This is a genomic window from Pseudomonas sp. R2-60-08W, from assembly GCF_003852335.1.
Classification (GTDB): domain Bacteria; phylum Pseudomonadota; class Gammaproteobacteria; order Pseudomonadales; family Pseudomonadaceae; genus Aquipseudomonas.
This window is the reverse complement of sequence record NZ_CP027731.1, coordinates 2,676,017-2,692,261: the sequence shown is the minus strand read 5'-3', so window position 1 is coordinate 2,692,261 and position 16,245 is coordinate 2,676,017. Positions and strand designations below refer to the sequence as shown.

Sequence of the window (16,245 nt, the reverse complement as noted above, 5' to 3'; positions counted from 1 at the left end):
GGGTTCACAGTTGCTCCGGCAGACGGAAGGTGCGCCACGTGTCCATCTCAAATGGGCTGGGTGTCCGTTGGCTGGTCAGCAGGTAGTTGGCGCGCAATCCGGCCAGGTCAGCCTTGACGATCTGCGCGTTGCGGTCACTCGCAGGCTCGCGTTGCAGCAAGTCGAAAAAACGGAACAACGACCACGCGCCGGCGCTCTTCTCGATACCCAGGGGGCGCAATTCGCCCCCCCTCTCCAGTACGAGGCTGGCGCGTCCGTTATCTGCTTCGATGGGCCACCGGAACGTCATGGGTATGATCGGGCCGTGCCGGTATTCCAACTGCTTTTCACCCAATCGCAGGATCGCTCGGTTGACCGACTGATCCAGGCTGTAGGGCGCCAAGGTAAAGCCCACCGCCAACTCTCCCTGATCTTCGGTGAAAAAGCTGCGTCGGATAACCTGGGCTTTCGTCAGTTGATCCAGCAGCGAACGCGAGATCGGCAAACCCTGTCCGTCCAGCCCACGCAACCGGTAGCGCGTGCCATCCGCAGTGACAAACGAGCGCAGGTACCCCTCGTAAAAACGCGCCCACACGCCTTGGGGTTTAAAGAACTCACGAAAATCGTCAAGGGCCACATCACTCGTCGCGTGGGCATTGAACGGGTACCGTTGGCGAATCGCCCTGGCGTAAAGCCCCTGCACCTCGCTCTGGTAGCGCTGATTGACATGGGCATAGGCCTGGTCCAATAAATGGCGCCACGTCTGATCGCCAATCCCTTCAAACCAACCGGCAAGCGGAAGCGGCAAACGGCTGGACGCTGCACGCAGGTCGCCCAGCACGTCCTGCTGGCCGTCCATCCGCCGCTTTGCCCGCAAAAAGGCCGCCTGCTCCGGCGAACCCTCACGGCTCAGCGTCGCCAATTGCAGGTGCAATTGGTCGAGCAGGCGCAACCCCTGGGCCAGCTCCGCGCTGGGGTTCTGCTGCTCATCCAGCAACTGATGCAAGGGTTCAAAACGCCGCTGCAAAGCCCGGCGTGCCGAGTCGCCCAAGGCAGCCTGCCCCTGCGCCACCGCAGCCTTGGCGATCACGCCCAACGCGCCTGACGGCTGGGCCATCGTTGCTGGCAGCTCCAGGCCCGGCAGTAAACGGGTATTTTCACGAAGCTGCTGCAATAGCAGAAGGACTGGCGATTGGGCCGACGTCAGCCCCGCGAGCCGTTCGGCATCCTCGCGCAGGCCGTCGGTGTGCAGCAGCCTGACGCGACCGAGGGCGTCGCTCCAGGCCTGGGCATACTCACTGAAGTAGCGCTGTTGCAGTTCGATCATCAAGCGCTGCAGATCCTCGTTGCTCAAGTCAGTGCCTTCGCCCAGTACCCAGTTATCCTGGGCGATGGCGTTTACCAGCCTGGGGCCTTGCGCTTCGAAGTACTGCACATACCTTTTGGTGTAGAAGCCAGGAACCGGTGGATCGATGGCGGCAAAGACCTTGCCCTCGGCCAGACGCAACGGCTCCAGGTCGCGCGATTGTTCGCGCAGCACCCGGTACACCACGTCGGCCAATGACTCGCCCCGCAGCGCGGCCCGCGCCTGAGCCACCAACTCGTCGTTGAGGCGGGCGGAAAATGGCTGCTCAAGCAGTCGCGCCCAATGTTCATTCAGGCGCTTCTGTACCGGCATATCACCGGGAAACCGCAGCGACCAATGGCTGGCCATATGCTGCGCCAACCACGCGGTATCCCGGCGTTCGCGCAGATTGAGCATCAGGTACGCACGCAAGTTGTCGAGCAGGCGCTCGCGATCGCCGAGGCTGGCGCGTACCTGCTCTTCGAGCAGGGCAACGGTGCGGCCCAGCAGTCGCTGCTGCAACGCCTGCTCATAGGCGCGCGCCACCCACGGTCGGCTGACCTCGCCCTGATACAGGCCGGCTCGCTCGATCAGCGGAGTGTCGCCTGGTGTGGGAAACACCTGGGTCGCCGCCCAGCGAGCGTCCAGCAGCGCCAGGAGTGTCAAGGTTTCATCGCTACCCTGCACGACGGGGGCGCTAAGTGCAGCGATATGAGCCAAACGTTGTTGGTTGGCCGCGTAACTGTGCATCCACAGCCCCCCGGCACCCGCCAGGACCAGCGCAGCCGCCATCCCCAGCAACCCATTGCGCCGCCAGATGCGCTGGCGCTCCCGGGTCTGCAAGGCGGCCAGGTCCGCTCCGGCAAAGATCACCCGACTGAACAGGCCCTGCACGAAATGGCTGCGGCTGTCGCTGGCACAGGTCAGGTAGAACCCGCGCAAGCCGCTGATGCGCTGGTAGCGATGGGCGCAAAACGCCCACTCGATAAACAGGCACAAACGCTCGCCTATTTGCGCGGTCTGCTGGGGAAAATCAAGCATTCGCCCGCGGCGCTCGACATCGCGCTCCTGATGCAATCGCTCAATCAGTTCGCCGTGCAAACGTTGCAGTAATTGCTCGAACGCTCGGCGAACCTGGGTGATGTCATTGCCCGCCTTGTCAGCCTCCAGAGGTTGGCCCAGCACCGCTCCGACATCGTCCCCTGACGGTGAGTCGAAGTACTCGATGAACCCCGCCAGTCGATCGGCCTGGGTCACCACCAGATAGAGGGGTACGTCCACCTGCAGCACCTGCTGAATTTCCTGCACGCGCGAATGGACATGGCGCGCCAGTTGCTCCAGGTCATGCTCATTACCGCTCAGGAGCCTGTCTACCGACAGCGTCACCACCACGCCGTTGAGCGGGCGCACTCGATGCCGCCACCTCAGGCTGGCCAACAGCGTGGTCCAGCCGGCGGCATCCACCGAACGGTCTGGTTGAATCAGATAGCGCCCTGGCGTGTCGATAAGCACCCCTTCATCGGCGAAGTACCAGTCACACTGCCCGCTGCCGCCCGTCGGCCGCGTGTCAACCTGATCGAACGGTGACTGCAAACCCGCTGCCGCCAACAGTTGGGTCTGGCCACTGCGCGGCTCACCGATCACCAGGTACCAGGGCAAATCATGGCGCCAACGTGCGTTGCGCTCGCCATAGCGCGCAGACGTTTTCAACCGATGAAGGGCTTCCTTGAAACGTCCACGGACGTGCTTCTGCTCGTCCTCCACCGCTCTCAATGGCGGATGAGCGGTTGGCGGAGCCGGCCTTTCGAGTCCTGCAGCACGGCGCCCGCCAGCCAGGACCATCGCCAATCCCCACAGTAGAAACAATACGCTGAGGGTCAACAGGCGGGCAGTGGCGCTTTGCCAGAACCGGTGGTCGTCCACGGCCAACAGCGGTCCGGCGTACCACACAAATGCAGCGCAGCAAAGCACCAGCATCAGGCTCCACACCCAAACCTTGGCCAGCACGGCGCCCACGCCCTTGAAGAATGCGTTCATTCGTTGCTCCCTGCGTTTACTAGGGCGTGCGGGTAAGATCCGACGCCGACAATTGAAGGCTTTGCAGCGCACTTGCCCTTTCTCGCTCCAACACCCAGGCGAATCCCGTGTACATCGCGAGCAAACCGCACAGCGTGAAGGCCACACACCCGCCAACCGGAATGACGCGTACGTGCCTGCGTCGCGTGCGCCCCTGCCCTTCCGGCAACACCGACGCCGACGGTGGATTGCCTCGCACCTGCCTGATCTGTCGATACAGGCCATCGCGAACGGCTTCGAGTTGCACTACCCCTCGCTCCATCACCCGGTATTTACCTTCGAACCCCAGGGACAGGCACAGGTACACCAGCTCCAGCATCGCCAAGTGTTTTACCGGGTCGCGCGCCAGGCGTTCCAGCAACTGGAATACTTTCTCGCCGCCAAACGTCTCGTGATGAAAGCGACTCAACAGGCTCACCTTCGACCAGTCACTTCGAGCGCCCCACGACGTGGTGACGACTGCTTCGTCGATCACGCTGCACAACACGTAGCGCGCAGACATGACCTGGGTATTTTCAATGCCACCCTGCAAGGCACGGGTTTCGAATTGAGTCACCGCGGATGACAATCGGTCGTTGATCGTGATGAGGTTTTCCCGACCGGAGCAGCCCTTGAGCTGGACCACTTGCGACAATAGCTCCCAGGCGGCGACCACGAGGGGATTGAGCGCTGTGGTGAAGCTGTGCGCACCCAGTGCTTGGCTCGCGTAGATCATCCGGTCCTGCAATTGTTCATAGCGCGGCGGCGCCGGGAACTCCGTGAGCGGCCCTTGCGCGGGCCCGTGGCCGTCGCGATCGAGCAGGACGGTTTTTTCGTCCTGCGAGTATTCACTGTCCATAGCATTCAATTCCTGATGGCCCAGAAGGTCAGCTCAAGCCCGGCGAACTCGCCCCCGACATGGAACGCGAAGCCACCCGACTGCTCCAGCTGCGCGATATCGCGGGCATTCATGTCCAGCATGAAATAGGTCTTGGCGGCGTGGAACGGGATCTGGCGCGGCGCCACGGGCAGTGGTTTGACCTTGATACCCGCCAGGTGCAGATTGACCAATTCGCGTATGCGCTCAACCGCGCCGACTTTCAAATGCGCTGGCAGACGTTGGCGCAATGTCTCCGAATCACATTGCGCCGTAGCCGCCAGGATGAACGTCGCCGTACCCAGCAATTTCAGGTCGCTGACCGGGCAAACCAATACGCCGTACTGACGTTGTTGCAATGGCAACTCGATGGAGTGCTGTTCCAGCACGACCGACAGCACCGTACGCACAGCCTCCATCAGCCCCCGGAAACTTGCCCCCTGGTCAGCGTGCCGGTAATGCACATCCAGCGCCGGGCGCCTGCTATCGCTGGCGAACGTCGACAACTCACCGAGCAGCGCCACCAGTGCGCGGAACACCGCTTCAGGGCGAACCTGGGCCTGGCTCAAGCAGTGGCGCAGCTCCAACTCGGTACGATTGATCACTTGCAGCATGAGGAAATCGCCCACCTGCGTGCCGGCGGCGCTGCTCTCGCCCCGGATCCGCGCCGCGATGGCGTCCCCCCGCGACGCCAGCAGGCCGATCACCTCCTTGAGACAAGACGATACATACCCGCGATCCTGCATAAAAATGAACGTCGGGACGAACTCCGCATCCAGGCGCACGCCCCCCGCGTCGGTAGACTCCAGCACCTGGGCGACCTTGAGTCTGACGAAGCCTTGTTCCCTGTGCTGCTCACCCAGCAGGAGACGCAAATCAGGTCGCGCGCAGTGAATTCGACAGCGAGCGTCGGCACCAGCGTTCGAATCACCTACCTCCACCTCACAAGCGAGGTAGCGCGCCAGGACATCGCCCTGCTCCGGTTGGCGGGCTTCAATCTGATTGCCGGTTGCCAGCAGCAGCGCCAGGTAAACAGCCTGTTCCCCTGGGTTGGCGGGTACCTGTAATACCAGAGGCTCCATCGCGGTGCCGTGGTCGAACAGGCTACCGTCCGGCAACACACCGCTGGCTTGAGTGACCACCAGTTTGCCCAGGTTGAGGTACTGCACATCGAGTTCCAGCGTGAGGAAGCCCCAGGCGTCAGGACCCAGCAAACGCGTCTGGTTGAGCTGTTGCTGGTAATGGCGGTCGTTGTGCTGCAAGTGCTGCGGCCGCAACAGCATGCCTTCCTGCCAAATGACTTTATGCGCGTGCATATCACTGCACCTCCTTGCCGGAGCGCGGGTCGGCAAGCCGGATTCCGTCGTGGTCCAGTACCAGCTCGGCACGGTTCAATTGCTGCGCGGTGAGCGGAACGAGCAGCCGCCATTGAACGTGCGGCAAGTCTCGGTACGCCGCCAGCACGCCCACAAAATGACTTTTTGGCCCGACACTCAGCTTGAGCGCCAGTCGGTCCCCTGGGCGCAGCTCTATTTCCTCGCTGCTCACCCAGTCCTTTGGCAATACCTGCTCGGCGTGGTCATACAGGCTGAAGAAGTCGGCATTCTCGAAAGCTACGCCATGGCGCAGTTCAATCAGTTGCAGCACGACCGGCGAGGGTCGGCCATGAAGGTCCGGGTTGACCTGCTCACTGGCGGTCAGTACCAGGTCCAGTTTGGTCAATGTCGAAAAAGGCGATACGGCGCTGCAGCCAGCCAACAGGCCGAGCGTGAGCAACAGGGGCGTGAGGGTGACTCGATACATGGACATCATCCTGGATAATCGCTGTGCAGGGTTGAGATCAGGCGAACCTGTTCTTCAAAGGCCCGGCTGTGTTGCAGCCGTTCAACCTCCAGCCGACAAAGGCGCGCCACCTTGATCGCCAGCGCCTTTCGGGCAACGTGGTCAAGGCGGCCCAGGTCAAGCCCCAGCGCCGCAGCAAACTCCGTCCAGAAGACGTCATCCGGCGGCGGTGCCGTCGCGACAGAGTCCGCTACGGGAAGCTGCTTGACGGGCTCCACCCGGCACGGCATTGCCACATGCTCACGGTCGGCGGCGTGCCGGTCCGCCCACTCTCCGGGCTCGCCAACGCCCGCATTCAAAGCTGCCAGTTCATCCGAGGTGCTATGTCGCTGATGCTCAAGGTCCAGTGCCCGCAACGGGTCCAGGGCCAGGAAAGCATCGTCGGGAATCGGCACTCCCGTGGTGATGGGCTGCTCACGCAAAAGTGGAGTCGGCTCCATCAACCGCGCACGTATCGACAGCGCACCCAGTTCGAACACGTCGCCATCTTCGATCAATCGCGCCTGCCCTTTGTGCAACCGTTCGCAACTGCCTGCCATGCCGATACCGTTGCTGCTGATATCCGTCAGAAAGTAACGACCTTCGCGGTAACCCACCAAACCGTGGTGACTGGAGAGCAGCCGGCTGGGATCATGGATGACCCAGTCACAGCCAGAGCCACGCCCAATCACACCGCCCACGCCGTCAAACACTTTGCGCACCGTGGACACAGGGTCTGCGCCTGCGGCCTCACTTACCTCAAACACAAGCCGCATGGTCAAGCTCCCTCTTTCTTATCGGCCACGGGTCACCGCCTGGGGCTCACCCAAAGGACGGTATTGGGCATCATCGAATACGTAATTGGCGTTACAACCGCCAAGCAGACACAACACAAGCACGACGACGTGCCACGGACGATCAGGCATCAGGTTTCTCCTCGGTGAAAAGGCCCGCCGACTTCATATCGATGATGGCGGCAATGATCTCGGCAATCCTCGGATGCACCGTTCAACGCTCCCCGCTGGCTTCGCCGCAAGGAATGTTCAAGCGTGCAAGCCGGTAAAGCAGCGTGCGCCGTGCGACGCCGAGCTCACGCGCCGTACGGGTCCGGTTGCCACGATTCTTGTGCAGGCAATCGAGCAGGAACACGCGCTCTACCCGCTCCAGACGCTGGCGCAGCGTGACATCATCAACGGCGGTCGCGGCCGACGCCTGGGGAAGCGACAGGTGCGCCGGCAGGATCACGTTGTCGTCACACAGCAGAACGGCTCGCTCCACCAGGCACTTGAGTTCACGCACGTTGCCAGGAAAGGCATGACTCGAGAGTTGATCAAGGGCGATATTCGACCATTCCACAGGTGTCCTTCCCAGGCTTGCGCACGCCTTGTCGGCGAAATGCCGTGCCAGCTGCAGCACATCCCCGTCTCGCTCACGCAAGGCCGGTAACTGGATGGGGAACTGGGCAAGCCGGTAATAAAGATCCTCGCGAAAACTGCCTTCGGCGACCATGGCTGCGAGGTCACGGTGGGTCGCCGCGATGATGCGCACATCAACCTTGTGCGCAGCACTGGCGCCCAATGGGCGAACCTCACCTTCCTGCAATACCCGCAACAACTTGGCTTGCAGGGTCAGTGGCATATCGCCGATTTCATCCAGCAGCAACGTGCCGCCATGGGCGGCGTCGAACAGCCCTGCATAGTTGCGCTCGGCACCGGTAAATGCGCCTTTGCGGTAGCCGAACAGCTCGCTCTCCAACAAGCCTTCCGGGAACGCAGCGCAGTTCTGCACCACGAAAGCCTTGGCTGCTCGCGGCCCTGCCAAGTGGATGGCCCGAGCCACCACCTCTTTGCCGGTGCCGGTTTCTCCCCGTAGCAGGACGGTATAAGGGGTATGCAGCACCTTACTGATTAATTGGCAGGTTTGCGCCATCGCTGTGCTATGGCCAATCAGGCCATACTTGCCTGTCAGCGACACTGGGCGCCCTTGCGGCGCAACAGCCGGCACCCACCGCAGGCTGCGCAGCAGGGCCAGTTGGTGCAAGGCGAAGCTGGCGAACTGGCCCAGCGAGGACGCGTAGCCTTGCAACGCTGCCGGGCGTTGGGTCACGCACAGCAGCACGCCTGTGAGCGTATTGAGGCGGTTGAACAGCGGCACACTCAACAAGGCGCGCCAAGGTGATGCGAGCACCGGCAAGAAACCCAGGTCGTAAGGGCTGTTTTGCACATCATCCACACTGACCGCGGCGCCTTGATCCAGTGTGTCGCGCAGTAAAGGCACCTGTCGCGGATCGATACTTGAAGTCGCCACCGCCACCGAGGGCGTCGCGCTCAGATGTTGGGCGGCCAGCTCAAGCCGGCCGGTCGCTTCGTCAAGCCGGTACAACTGGGTGAGCTCACAGTGACTCAGTTGCGCCACCGCTGAGACGCACGCGCCGGGCAATGAAGCGCCGTCACTGTCCAGGCCTATACGTTTGAAGCAGCCGATCAAGGCGTTGGCGTGGGCAAGCGGGTCAGGCAATTGATCAAGGTCGGTCATTGGCTGAACTCGCAGAGCGGCAGGCCGTTGCCATCCAATCGCGCATGCACCGAGGAAACCGGGGTCTCCATGGCCATGGCGCCGAGCAGACCGTCCACCATCTGCGGCAACAAATGGCGCTCGATCCAATGGTCGATGTACCGCGCACCGCTGTCACCGTCCGCGCAACGCTCGGTCATGTGCGCGACCAATTCTGGCGTGTAGGTGAATGCCAGTTTGCGCGAGTGCAGCCGTTGGCCAAGGCCCGCAAGCTTGAGCTCTGCCACGTCGTGCAGCACCTGCTCGTCAATCGGGTAATACGGTATGACGCGCATACGGGCGAGCAATGCGGGCTTGAAGTGGGCACGCAGCACCGGGTAAATGGCGTCTTGCAGCACCTGCGGTTCAGGTCGTTGACCGCCTGCGCAAAGCGCGTTGATAGCGTCGCTGGCGAGGTTGGACGTCATCAGCAGCACGGTGTTGCGAAAGTCGATTTCCCGCCCTTCGCCATCATTCGCGCGCCCTTTGTCAAAGACCTGGTAAAACAGATTCAATACCTCCGGGTCGGCCTTCTCCACCTCGTCGAGCAGCACGACTGAATAGGGACGCTGGCGTACGGCTTCGGTCAAAACCCCGCCCTCGCCATAACCGACATAACCCGGTGGCGCACCGATCAATCGGGAAAGCGCGTGCTTCTCTTGGTACTCCGACATATTGATGGTGGTGACAAACCGTTCACCGCCGTACAGAAGATCCGCCAGGGCCAGGGCTGTTTCTGTCTTGCCTACACCGCTTGGCCCCACCAGCAGAAACACCCCGACAGGGGCATCGACCTTGTTGAGCCCGGCGGCGACGGCGCGCAAGGCACGATCAAGGGCCTGCACCGCGTGGTCCTGCCCAAGCACGCGCGAGCGCAAGGCCGCGGCAAACCCAAGCACTTTTGTATTCGGTTCAAGGGCCAGCTGCTCGACGGGAATACCGGTCCACGCGCTGATGACATGCGCTACGCCGAGCGGGCAGACCTCAGGTTTCACCAACGGTCCCTCGCGCTCAAGCCACTGTTGCTCCAGTACCTGGCGCTGGTGCTCAAGGGTTTCCAGGCGCAACTTCAGCGCCTGAAGGGCCTGCGCATCCACAGGCAATCCGCTATCAGCGTCTCGACTCAGCGCCCGCGCCTGCCGCTGGCCCTCGATCAGTTCGGCGCGTAGCGCCTGCAGTGCCTCAGGCGGCATTGCCTGACGCGTGCGGACGCTGGCACAGGCGGTGTCCAGCACGTCCACCGCCTTGTCCGGCAACTGTCGGCCCACCAGATAGCGTGCGCTCATGTGGGCCGCTGCTACCACCGCATCATCACGGACATACACGCCATGGCTCGCTTCATAGACAGGCACCAGTCCCCGCAGAATCGACACTGCCTGCTCGACACTCGGCTCCTCGACCAGTACCGGCTGGAACCGCCGCGCCAATGCCGGGTCCTTTTCGATGTACTGCTTGTATTCCGACCAGGTGGTAGCGGCGATCGTACGCAGCGCGCCGCGCGCCAGGGCCGGCTTGAGCAGGTTGGCCGCGTCCAGGCCTCCCGGCTGGGCGCCAGCGCCCACCAAGGTATGGGCTTCGTCGATAAACAGGATGACCGGCTCAGGCGATGCGTTCACTTCATCAATCACACCTTTGAGACGTCGCTCGAACTCGCCTTTGAGGCCAGCACCCGCTTGCAGCAAGCCCATATCGAGGGTCAGCACGCGAACGCTTTTAAGGGCCTCGGGCACCTGCAAAGCAGCGATCTGCAACGCAAGCCCTTCGACGATCGCCGTTTTCCCCACCCCGGCCTCCCCCACGAGAATCGGGTTGTTCTTGCGCCGCCGCACCAGGATGTCGATCAATTGCCGTATTTCGCGCTCGCGGCACAGCACTGGGTCTATCCGACCCTCACGGGCATGCTGGGTGAGGTCCTGGGTAAAGCGCTGCAACAGCGACTCCGTGACAATCGGCTGACTTTCGCAGGGCTGGCCCTGCAGAAAATCACGCACCCTGCCGGTATTTAGACGGCTGAGCACAGCGTGATACCGGCTGCCCGCATGCTCCAGCGGGTGCTGTAAAAGTGCCAGCAACAGGGCACCGTGATCGACGCAACGTTGGCCTAACTCTACGTGTGCAACCATCACGGCTTGTTGTAACCACAGCACCAAGGCCTGGGCGAACACCGGGTTGCGTGTAGCGCTCTGCTCACTCCTGGGCTGCAAGGCTGCTTGCAGTTCGCCCAGGGAAACGTCGGCATCTGCCAGCGCCTTGGCCATCAGCCCTGCGGGATGCTCGAGCAAGGCCAGAAGCAGATCCTCCACCAACACTTCATGACCACCACGCGCCATGCAGCGCTCGGCCGCGCGCGTCAGGTCCCGGCGGGTCTGGGCCGTCAATGCAAGGATCAGTTGTTGCAGGTCCACATTAATCATGCTCATCAATCCTTAATGAAAATGGCCGGCGAGCGTGATCGCACCGTCCGCTCGCTCATGTTCCAGCCAACTGGTCCAACCCAGGCGGCACACATTGTTTTCGCCGATATGCAACGCCCTGATTTCGCCGGGTGCCAGTACCAGGCGCAGGTCAAATTGCAACGCGTCTCGCGCGGTTAAACGCACCAGCGAGCATGCGGGGGCATAGGCCGTTCCCGTGGGCAGAAAGTCGTGAAAACGCTGCCAACCCAGGGCCTTGATGTGCACTCTGAACTTGCCGCTGCGATCAGCGATGCGACGCCCCAATACCAGGTCGTCGCCAAGCGTGCAGTTGGCGTGGCCCAAGTCATTGCGCTGCGAATGCGCGACGTCCACCGTGCGTTCGACCCATTGCTCGATGAACACCTGGGCATGCTTGAAGTAATACCGCAGGACGGTCTCCATCAACGCAGCCGAGTGCGCGCGCAGACTCAGAAGCCCGAGGTAAGGCAGCAAGCGCTTGCAATCAAGACGCGAGGCGCTCCGTATCGCGTGACTGCCGAGGCCAATCAGCGCAAACATTTGCTGGGAAAACCCATCACTGGCGCCCTGTTGAAAGCAGGCCCGGTAACGGTATTTGCGCCAGATCGGTAACATCAGACGGTGCAGTCGGTGGTGGAACATATCGAGGAAGTCCCGCGTGGGGTTACCACCTGCGCGCTCCGCAAACGCCTGCTCGGCATAAAACGCGGGCAATGGTGAGCCCGCGCCAAACAACCCCAGCACGTTGATGCGCAGACGCGCCCGCAAGTGCCCGTGGTCCAGGAAAAACTCCACACGGTCGATATCGTGTCCTGCAAACCCCAGGCCTGGATTGGCCTGGAATTCCAGCTGGTCATACAGCGCATCCTCATCCAGCAGGGGATGAGCTTCACGTAAACGTGCGACCACCTGCACCACCGCCTGGAATAGCGTGTATTCGCGGATGGCATGGCAAAGCTGAGTCAAAGCAGGGGTTGCTGCCCCATCCGGAACGGCCATAGATACACGTCTCCTTGTGTGCTGATCACTCGCAACTCGTGATACGAATTGAGGCTGGCGTAAAGCGCAAAGAACTGATTGAGGACCGAAGCGAACACAAACAGATCGCCCTGGCCTGCAAACCCCAGGGGATCCACCGTCAGGTCCACCCGCAATCCGCGAATCGGCAGGCCCCGGTGCAACCGGTCAACCGCTTCGTGCTGGATAGAGCGCAGCGCGCCTAACTTTTTCTGGCTGATTTTCAGCGCCTGTCGATCGTGATAGCGCGGCAGGTCGTAGGTCGCGAGAATCACTTTCAATGCGTTGATATCGGTCAGCGACACATAGTTGAGCGACATGTTGCTGATGAGCTTCCAGAGATAATCCTGGTCCAGTGGCGGCGCAAAACTCGCGGTTGGCGCAGTGATGTTACGGAACGTCAATGACTCAGGGGTGTGCTCGCCGGGCTGGTTGATCTCACCTGCCCTTAGCTGTCGCGGCAGACCGGCATTGGTACAGGTCAGCTCGATCGACAGTGTTTCCGGGCCCTGCTCGCAGCGATCGCCAAAGCCTATCCAGGTAGCCAGCCCGTCATGCTGGACCGACGGCCGTTGACGGATGCTGAAGCTGGGCAGCGCCCGCGAAGTTTCGCCATCATGGTCATGCTCGAACGACTCAAAGGGCACGTAGGTTTGATAGCCCAAGCCGCCAGGACGCCATCCGGTAACACGGTCAACCGAAAACACCCCGGCGTTTTCCGGAGAATATTCCCCCGGCAACAGCAGGTATTCATCCTGTTTTCCATCCAGCCGAATGGGTATCGCGTCGTGACTGAACAGGTTGACGATAGGCGTGCAGTACAGCTTGACGTTGTCCAGGGTGGGGCGCTGGAACGCATGCCCCTGGGTGCACAGCTCGAAGCGCAACACCATGCCATGTGCCTGCTTGAGCACCTCTTGGGGGAATCGATGCAGCGCACCCAACCCTTGAACATCGACAAACAAGTATTTCTCGGGAAACGTGAAATATTCCTGCAAGTGGCGATAACCACGGAAGGTGTTTTGCGGGTAAGGAATTAATGCGTGTTCCTCTGCAAAACCCACCGGCTGAACCTGGCTGGCGCTGAGCCATAGCGTCGCAGGTTGACCATCGATCCCGTTGACCGGCAAATCGTTTTGATCCAATAGCTGCAGATGGATGCCATCCAGATGTCGCAACAAGCTGAGGTACAGGCCTTGGCTCACATAATGGTCTCCGGCCAGGTGCAGTCGTAACGATTCGAATGTCAGCGCACTGAAATTCCCCTCTGCACTCAGGGTCAGGCGCAGGTCCAACCAGGTTGCTTCGCCCTGGCAGGCGTAATCCAGGCTACGAAGTTGCAGCGGCATCACATCGGTGGCATAGCAGGTTCTGAAACGGCAACGCTCGCCCTGGATGGGCACGCTTTCCACTGCGGTGTCCCGTGCCACGCGAACGCTGGGGCCGGCGCAGTTCAACGGGTCAAATTGCAGGATGCTGAAAGCAGGCATTGGGCGCATGTAATTGGGCCATAACAGCTGCATCAGGGAATGCGTCAACTCAGGCAGCTCGTCATCGAGCTTCTGGCGCAGGCGTGCGGTCAGGAATGCAAAACCCTCCAGCAAACGCTCCACATCCGGGTCTTGACCGGTCTCGGCGAGAAACGGTGCCAGGGCCGGATTGCGCTCGGAAAAGCGCCGCCCGAGTTGTCGCAGGGCACTGAGTTCGCTTTGAAAATAGCGGTTAAAGGCCATCTGCGCAGACCTCTACCTGCCCGGCATCCGCCAGGCGCGCATGGAACACGACAGATTGTGTGCCACCGTCGATGAGCAGCCCGGCCTCGATGGCAAATGCCAGTGCCAACGTTTCATGGACGCGCGGGAGCACCCTGACGCGAACATTCACCAGCCGTGGTTCGTAAGCCTGGATGAAGCGCTCGATCAGCAGGCGTGACTGGGTCAGGGATTCATGCAGGCTGAGCCGCATATCATTGAGATCAGGCAAGCCGTAATCCGGCAGCGTCTGGACGCTGCCGGCGCGGGTGCTGAGCATTTTCGTCAAATGCGCGGCGACGGACGTCATGCGGCACACGCTGGCGCACGCATCGGGCTCGAGGCGCTCGAAAAGGCTGTTTTGGTGGCGCATCCCCTGGCCTCGGCTCATTCTTTGTCGAGCTTGCCGACGAGGGACAAGGTGAAGTCCGCCCCCATGTACTTGAAATGCGGCCGTACGCTCAAACTGACGCGGTACCAGCCCGGCTCACCCTCGACATCGCTGACGACGATGCGCGCTGCGCGCAGCGGACGGCGCCCGCGCACCTCGGCACTGGGGTTTTCCTGATCCGCCACGTATTGGCGAATCCACTTGTTGAGTTCCAACTCCAGGTCGGTCCGTTCCTTCCACGAGCCCAGTTGTTCGCGCTGCAGGACCTTGAGGTAGTGGGCAAGGCGATTGATCACCATCATGTAAGGCAACTGGGTACCGAGCCGGTAGTTCAGCTCCGCTGCCTTGCCCTCTTCGCTGATGCCGAACGTCTTGGGTTTCTGCACGGAACTGGCGGAAAAGAAGGCAGCGTTGTCACTGCCCTTGCGCATGGTCAGGGCGATGAACCCTTCTTGCGCCAGCTCGTATTCGCGCCGGTCTGAAACCAGTACCTCGGTAGGGATCTTGGTTTCAATCTCACCCATGCTCTGGAAATGATGCAGCGGCAAGTCCTCGACCGCCCCGCCACTCTGGGGGCCGATGATGTTCGGGCACCAGCGAAAGCGCGCGAAACTGTCGGTCAGGCGAGTGGCGAAGGCGTAGGCCGTATTACCCCACAGGTAGTGCTCGTGGCTGTTGACCACATTTTCCTGGTAGGCAAAGGTTTTGACCGGGCACTCAAGGGGATCGTACGGCGTGCGCAATAAAAAACGCGGTACGGTAAGGCCGATGTAGCGGGCATCTTCGCTCTGGCGAAAGCTCTGCCACTTGGCAAACTGCGGGCCTTCGAAATGATCCTTGAGATCCTTGAGGTCAGGTAGGCCGGTAAAGCTTTCCAGACCAAAGAAGCCTGGCCCGGCGGCCGCGATGAACGGCGCGTGAGCCATACCGGCGACACTGGAAACGTACTGCATGAGTTTCACATCAGGCGCGCTGGGGGACAGGAAGTAGTTAGCGATGATCGCCCCTACCGGCTGGCCGCCAAACTGGCCGTATTCAGCACTGTAGATATGCTTGTAAAGCCCCGACTGGGTCACTTCCGGGGAATCCTCGAAGTCGTCCAGCAGGTCCTGCCGAGAGACATTCAGCAGCTCTATCTTGATGTTCTCGCGAAAATTGGTGCGCTCTACCAGCAGTTGCAGCCCTCGCCAGGCTGCCTCCAGTGCCTGGAAGTCCGAGTGGTGCAGAATCTCGTCCACTTGCTGGCTGAGCTTGGCATCGATCTCGGCAATCATCCGGTCGACCAGACGCTTCTTGACCGGTTCTTCGCGGTTGTGAGGCTTGACCAATTCTTCGATAAACGCCGACACACCCCGCTTGGCGATGCTGTATGCCTCGTCATCGGCGCTCAGCAACGTCTGGGCAATGATGTTGTCGAGAATGCTGCACTCGTCGGCGGATTTGGGCAGAGGCAGCGAGTTGTACTGGGTAGTCGTCATGGTATCAGTGTCCTTTTACTGAATAGGTTTGGCATCAGGGCTGCTCAGCCCCAGTTCGGCCAGCACCCGAGCACGGGAGTCGTCATCGGCCAGGGCCTGCTCAATGGCTTTACGAAAGCTCGGGGTGTTGCCCAGCGGGCCCTTGAGTGCCACCAATGCCTCACGCAGCACCATCAGCTTTTGCAACTGCGGTATTTGCTCGACCAGGCTGGCGGGGTTGAAGTCCTTCATCGAGTTGATTCGCACCTGGATCGCCAGTTCTTCAACCTCAGCGTCATCCTGAAGCCGATTGGGCACGCTCAATGTCAAGTTCAGGGCCTGTTTGGCCAACACCTCGTCGAGGCTGTTCTTGTCGATCCCGATAGGCTTGCGATCCTCAAGCTTGCGCGGGTCGTCGCGCTGGGAAAAATCTCCCAGCACCAACAGTTTCAACGGCAGCTCGACGTCCTCCTGTGCACCACCAAGCGCGGGTTTGAAGGTGATATTGATACGTTCCTTGGGTGCTACCGAACCGTCTTTGGCCATGGTGCTTCTCCTTTTGAT

General features: G+C 61.2%; 13 protein-coding genes. All 13 read right to left on the bottom strand.

The features are described from left to right. Positions 1-4 precede the first annotated feature (4 nt). The gene (gene tssM, locus C4J90_RS12235) at positions 5-3,361 is read right to left on the bottom strand and encodes a type VI secretion system membrane subunit TssM (protein ID WP_124419895.1); all 3,357 of its coding nucleotides are present in this window, start codon (positions 3,359-3,361) and stop codon (positions 5-7) included. A 19-nt stretch (positions 3,362-3,380) separates the two neighbouring features. Next, on the bottom strand, positions 3,381-4,238 hold the full coding sequence (icmH, locus tag C4J90_RS12230; protein WP_124419894.1) for a type IVB secretion system protein IcmH/DotU: 858 nt from the start codon (positions 4,236-4,238) through the stop codon (positions 3,381-3,383). A 5-nt stretch (positions 4,239-4,243) separates the two neighbouring features. Beyond that, positions 4,244-5,572, bottom strand: coding sequence for a type VI secretion system baseplate subunit TssK (gene tssK / locus C4J90_RS12225; RefSeq protein WP_124362639.1), 1,329 nt, complete (start codon positions 5,570-5,572; stop codon positions 4,244-4,246). A 1-nt stretch (position 5,573) separates the two neighbouring features. Then, positions 5,574-6,059 carry a type VI secretion system lipoprotein TssJ gene (gene tssJ / locus C4J90_RS12220; RefSeq protein WP_124370543.1) on the bottom strand — a complete coding sequence of 162 codons (486 nt, stop codon included), beginning with the start codon at positions 6,057-6,059 and terminating at the stop codon, positions 5,574-5,576. A 5-nt stretch (positions 6,060-6,064) separates the two neighbouring features. Then, positions 6,065-6,853 carry a type VI secretion system-associated FHA domain protein TagH gene (tagH, locus tag C4J90_RS12215; RefSeq protein ID WP_124414569.1) on the bottom strand — a complete coding sequence of 263 codons (789 nt, stop codon included), beginning with the start codon at positions 6,851-6,853 and terminating at the stop codon, positions 6,065-6,067. An 18-nt stretch (positions 6,854-6,871) separates the two neighbouring features. Continuing rightward, positions 6,872-7,003 (bottom strand): type VI secretion protein, encoded by a 132-nt coding sequence (locus C4J90_RS12210; RefSeq protein ID WP_124362636.1) that lies wholly within the window; start codon positions 7,001-7,003, stop codon positions 6,872-6,874. 82 nt (positions 7,004-7,085) lie between these two features. Further along, entirely contained in the window at positions 7,086-8,612 is a 1,527-nt protein-coding gene (locus tag C4J90_RS12205) for a sigma-54-dependent Fis family transcriptional regulator (RefSeq protein WP_124419893.1), read from the bottom strand. Next, positions 8,609-11,044: an AAA family ATPase gene (locus C4J90_RS12200; RefSeq protein WP_124419892.1), complete on the bottom strand. Its 2,436-nt coding sequence runs from the start codon at positions 11,042-11,044 to the stop codon at positions 8,609-8,611. The genes C4J90_RS12205 and C4J90_RS12200 overlap by 4 nt, the downstream gene beginning before the upstream one ends. A gap of 12 nt (positions 11,045-11,056) precedes the next feature. Further along, positions 11,057-12,064 carry a type VI secretion system baseplate subunit TssG gene (gene tssG, locus C4J90_RS12195; RefSeq protein WP_124419891.1) on the bottom strand — a complete coding sequence of 336 codons (1,008 nt, stop codon included), beginning with the start codon at positions 12,062-12,064 and terminating at the stop codon, positions 11,057-11,059. Beyond that, positions 12,028-13,815 carry a type VI secretion system baseplate subunit TssF gene (tssF, locus tag C4J90_RS12190; protein WP_124419890.1) on the bottom strand — a complete coding sequence of 596 codons (1,788 nt, stop codon included), beginning with the start codon at positions 13,813-13,815 and terminating at the stop codon, positions 12,028-12,030. The genes tssG and tssF overlap by 37 nt, the downstream gene beginning before the upstream one ends. Next, complete coding sequence (gene tssE / locus C4J90_RS12185; RefSeq protein WP_124419889.1) at positions 13,805-14,206, bottom strand: type VI secretion system baseplate subunit TssE; 402 nt, start codon at positions 14,204-14,206, stop codon at positions 13,805-13,807. Before tssE ends, tssF begins: the two co-directional genes overlap by 11 nt. Positions 14,207-14,220: 14 nt before the next feature. Then, positions 14,221-15,702, bottom strand: coding sequence for a type VI secretion system contractile sheath large subunit (tssC, locus tag C4J90_RS12180; RefSeq protein ID WP_124419888.1), 1,482 nt, complete (start codon positions 15,700-15,702; stop codon positions 14,221-14,223). Between the two features lie 15 nt (positions 15,703-15,717). Further along, on the bottom strand, positions 15,718-16,227 hold the full coding sequence (tssB, locus tag C4J90_RS12175) for a type VI secretion system contractile sheath small subunit (RefSeq protein WP_124419887.1): 510 nt from the start codon (positions 16,225-16,227) through the stop codon (positions 15,718-15,720). Between the last annotated feature and the right edge of the window lie 18 nt (positions 16,228-16,245).

Bases quoted from the DNA above. Each gene is read 5' to 3' on its own strand.
- tssM (WP_124419895.1), bottom strand. From the start codon at position 3,361: ATGAACGCATTCTTCAAGGGCGTGGGCGCCGTGCTGGCCAAGGTTTGG.
- icmH (WP_124419894.1), bottom strand. From the start codon at position 4,238: ATGGACAGTGAATACTCGCAGGACGAAAAAACCGTCCTGCTCGATCGC.
- tssK (WP_124362639.1), bottom strand. From the start codon at position 5,572: ATGCACGCGCATAAAGTCATTTGGCAGGAAGGCATGCTGTTGCGGCCG.
- tssJ (WP_124370543.1), bottom strand. From the start codon at position 6,059: ATGTATCGAGTCACCCTCACGCCCCTGTTGCTCACGCTCGGCCTGTTG.
- tagH (WP_124414569.1), bottom strand. From the start codon at position 6,853: ATGCGGCTTGTGTTTGAGGTAAGTGAGGCCGCAGGCGCAGACCCTGTG.
- C4J90_RS12210 (WP_124362636.1), bottom strand. From the start codon at position 7,003: ATGCCTGATCGTCCGTGGCACGTCGTCGTGCTTGTGTTGTGTCTGCTT.
- C4J90_RS12205 (WP_124419893.1), bottom strand. From the start codon at position 8,612: ATGACCGACCTTGATCAATTGCCTGACCCGCTTGCCCACGCCAACGCC.
- C4J90_RS12200 (WP_124419892.1), bottom strand. From the start codon at position 11,044: ATGATTAATGTGGACCTGCAACAACTGATCCTTGCATTGACGGCCCAG.
- tssG (WP_124419891.1), bottom strand. From the start codon at position 12,064: ATGGCCGTTCCGGATGGGGCAGCAACCCCTGCTTTGACTCAGCTTTGC.
- tssF (WP_124419890.1), bottom strand. From the start codon at position 13,815: ATGGCCTTTAACCGCTATTTTCAAAGCGAACTCAGTGCCCTGCGACAA.
- tssE (WP_124419889.1), bottom strand. From the start codon at position 14,206: ATGCGCCACCAAAACAGCCTTTTCGAGCGCCTCGAGCCCGATGCGTGC.
- tssC (WP_124419888.1), bottom strand. From the start codon at position 15,702: ATGACGACTACCCAGTACAACTCGCTGCCTCTGCCCAAATCCGCCGAC.
- tssB (WP_124419887.1), bottom strand. From the start codon at position 16,227: ATGGCCAAAGACGGTTCGGTAGCACCCAAGGAACGTATCAATATCACC.